The organism is Okeania sp. SIO2B9, assembly GCF_010672505.1.
Taxonomy (GTDB): Bacteria; Cyanobacteriota; Cyanobacteriia; order Cyanobacteriales; family Microcoleaceae; genus Okeania; species Okeania hirsuta.
Window position 1 is genome coordinate 1 of record NZ_JAAHGK010000768.1, and the last position, 3,790, is coordinate 3,790.

The 3,790-nt window shown below is 35.8% G+C and carries 3 protein-coding genes; all 3 read right to left on the minus strand.

Translation table 11 applies throughout. The features are described from left to right. Nucleotides 1–333: 333 nt before the first annotated feature. The 3 genes from F6K13_RS23050 to F6K13_RS23060 all read right to left on the minus strand — a co-directional run bounded on the left by F6K13_RS23050 (nucleotide 334) and on the right by F6K13_RS23060 (nucleotide 3,663). On the minus strand, nucleotides 334–792 hold the full coding sequence (locus F6K13_RS23050) for an SRPBCC family protein (protein WP_124146491.1): 459 nt from the start codon (nucleotides 790–792) through the stop codon (nucleotides 334–336). A gap of 869 nt (nucleotides 793–1,661) precedes the next feature. Continuing rightward, entirely contained in the window at nucleotides 1,662–3,122 is a 1,461-nt protein-coding gene (zds, locus tag F6K13_RS23055) for a 9,9'-di-cis-zeta-carotene desaturase (protein WP_124146489.1), read from the minus strand. 271 nt (nucleotides 3,123–3,393) lie between these two features. Beyond that, a complete protein-coding gene (locus F6K13_RS23060) occupies nucleotides 3,394–3,663 on the minus strand; it encodes a lectin MOA-related protein (RefSeq protein WP_124146488.1) in 270 nt (89 codons plus the stop codon). Nucleotides 3,664–3,790: the final 127 nt, after the last annotated feature.

Genomic DNA, 3,790 nt, shown 5'->3' on the forward strand with positions numbered 1-3,790 from the left:
GTTTAAATTAAAATTTCCATCCTTTTTTCTTTGCCTTAATTAAAATAATTTCATTATTCAACAATTAAAATTTTACTAGAAGATTATCCATAATCATTTCAGACTTAGGTTGTGGTTTAGCCAAATCAATACCCAACTTTAAAAGCAAAAACATATTAACTAAATTAGATTTAAATAGTTAATTCTAGCCAGAGATTTCAATTTTTTTTTCTTAAAATTGTTATATTTCATTGATTTAAAAGGTGGAAAACTCATCAGCTTGCCTTTTCATCTCATGTGCATTAAATAAAATTTTAAACTACTTAAACTATTACCAATTACCCATAATTATAGTTAACTTTTTCCTTCTTCATTCTGCTTGACAGCAACAGCATAATCACGAAATCTTTCCATATCTGCCATCAAAGTAGATTCTACCATCCTACCTAAAAATAAATTATCCATAATCTTAATTAACCAGCCAGGAACTCCATAGGCTACAGTTAACTTGACGATACTACTACCATGACGGTCATAAAAACGGATTGCACCTCGGTTGGGTAAGCCATCCACAGACTCCCACTGAATAATTTGATGGGTAACTATTCTCTGAATTCGAGAAAGCCAGCTAAACTCAAAATTACCACTAGCTAATTTCCACTTGGATAAGTCTGGATTATCTTTAATAACTTCAACAGATTCTATCCACTTCATCCATCGAGGCATTTGTTCTAAATCTGACCAAAGATTCCACACTAAATCAATTGGAGCAGCTACCTCTATCTGTACGCTATGTTCTAGCCAATTACTCATAATTTTTAGGGAGTAGGAAGTAGGGGGTAGTTAGGAAAAATGAAAATTATGAGCAATAGGGTTCGGATCGGACCAAAACTCATAAGGTATGGAAACATTATACAAGCTTTTTAGATTATAAGACTGCACAAAAAAATCCTTATCGCAAAATTTCACTACTCAATCTTCTCTAGCTGAGTGCTTCAGCAAATGAATCAATTATTGCTCTATACGCAATAGAAGAAAAATTTCACTACTCAATCTTCTCTAGTGGAGTGCTTCAGCAAATGAATTAATTATTGCCCTATACGCAATAGAAGAAAAAATTCCTCCCACTACCCATCACATCTTGCATGAGCTTCAGCAAATGAATTAATTATTGCTCTATACGCAATAGAAGAGAAATTTGACTATCCATCTCTCGTAGCGGGGTGCTTCAGCAAATGAATTAATTATTGCTCTATACGCAATAGAAGAAAAATTTCACCATCAATCTCTCGTAGCGGGGTGCTAAACCGCAGTGGGAGCATCTTGCTCCCGTGCTAGTTATTCCTTGTTTTCCCTATTTCCTACTGCCTAATCCTATCCATTACCCAAAGTCATATTTCAATTCCTAGTTCCAAATTATATGCAAGTTTAACTTGTTACCGAATCTCTTTTACCTGTAGTCTATTGCCACTAGTAACATCTGCACATCGATCCGAGTTATCTGCACTGCAAATAATTACCTTTTGTAGATTTCCTTGAGCTAAAGTTCGATCCATATGAGCAACTTCAAAACAAAGAATAAATAGAAAAACTGCGATACAGGTTAACACGATAAATTGGGCTTGACGAATAAACATTTGCTCTCCTTGTTATTTATTGAAGAATTTTACTTACTAAAACAATTAGCAAATATCTTTACTTAAAATATTTTCAACATTCGCCAAAATTACCTTAGCTGCTTGCTTTCCAGAAATAGTTGCCCCCTCCATACTATCAATATAATCTTGTTGAGTATAACTACCCGCCAGAAAAAAGTTAGGCACAGGAGTCTGTTGATTCGGGCGATATGGATCCATACCAGGAGCTTCCCGATATAAAGACTGAGCTAACTTCACCACACTATACCAAGTCATATTTAACTCCCGCGACGAAGGAAACAACTCATGGACTTGCTTTAACACATGGTGAGCGATCGCCTCATTATTCTCCTTAATAAAAGGATCGCCAGGCGTCAATACCAACTGTAACAAAGAACCTTCTCCTTCTCGGTAATAATCTCCCGGACTTGTCAATGCCAAATCAGCAAAACACGAAAAATCAGCATCTGGAGTATAAAGCAAATTATCAATACCAGCAGCACGCTCTAACTGTTGACGTTGGTTTTTATCATGTAGCTCCGTCACCCAACCATCAAATCTTAACTGTACCGTAGCAACTGGCACTGCATCTAATTTATAAATATTCTCAAATTCCGGCCATTTTCGCCAAGCTTCCGGTAAAATGCGCTGAATACCTGGTACATCGCAGGCAAAAACATAAGCATCAGCAACAATAGTTTCTTTTGTATCCCCATTAGCAACAACTATTCCACTGACACGAGTTTCTCCATCATTCTCAGAAAACTGAATTTCCCTAACTTGTCGTCTAGTAAAAATTTTAGTACCCCGTTCCTCCAAATAATCAACAATTGGTTTGTGGAGATATTCATAAGGAGATCCTTCCAACATCCGCAACACAGACGCTTCAGTTTTTGCAGCAAATAATTGGAATATTGTCAACATACATCGAGCAGAAATATTATCCGCATCAATAAACCCTAAAGCGTAGGCAATAGGGTTCCACATTCGCTTGATACTTCCATCAGACCCACCTTGGCCACGAAACCATTCTCCAAAACTAACTTTATCCAAATCGCGAATAGTTTTCATCGCCCCATCAAAATCTACCAACCCTCTAACTATGGGACTCGTACCTAGAGCGATCGCATTTTGTAGCTTATCTTGCACAGATAACTGAGATGTGGTAAAGAAAGCTTTTAACCCATTAAAGGGCGCTCCAGTCAAAAAGCGAAAATCTAGAGAACCTGTTTTACCCCCCTTATTGATAAAATTGTGAGTATGTTCTTTGAGGCGGAGATTCTCAAAAGCTCCTACTTTTTTCATTAATTCAAAAAGTTGGTAGTAACAGCCAAAGAAAACGTGCAAACCCATTTCTAAATGGTTTCCATTTCCATCTACCCAACTACCTACTTTCCCTCCAACAAAGGGGCGAGATTCAAATATTTCCACTTGATGTCCAGCATCAGCCAACTCTACAGCAGTGGCCATTCCTGCTAAACCTGCCCCTGCGATCGCGACTCGCATTATTTACTTCCTTTATCATTTTTTTTACAATTCTTAATAATTATACCAATTAAGAAACTTTTTTGAGCTTCGAGAAAGTAATTTGCTCTGAAGAAATGTAGGGAAATTGTAGTCTTAGCATATTACTTTTTGACCTGTGGAAAGATAATTTAATTAAGATCGCACAACCATTTATTCTTACTTACAGAAATAGGTTGTCATATATTTGTTTTGATTCATATATAACGACCTATTTATTTAAAATCTCTATTACAATTGATCAATTATTTCATTAGCAAAACATAAAATAAATATGACTGAATAGTTCTCCATCTGGATCGTTTGGAAAGAAGACATTATCGTTTTGAGGTTCTATAAGACGCAACTTACAATCTTCATTAATCATCCAGTTAATAGCATGACCGCCATTATTTATCCAGTTGCCCCACAAAATTCCAAAGGCATGAGAATGATTTAAATTATTACTTTGATAAGAATTTTTTGCAAAGTCAGCCTTGAGCAAAAGAGCAAAATCATCACAATCAAAACGATATATTGTCATCCCAAAAGTACAGTAATTTATTTTTTCTTAATTTTTATACTTATCTCCCTACTTAAAGGCATTCGGCACATACTTATTAGTTATCTCTTCTTCTTAGTTATCTCTTCTTCCTTCTTCACAAAGATAT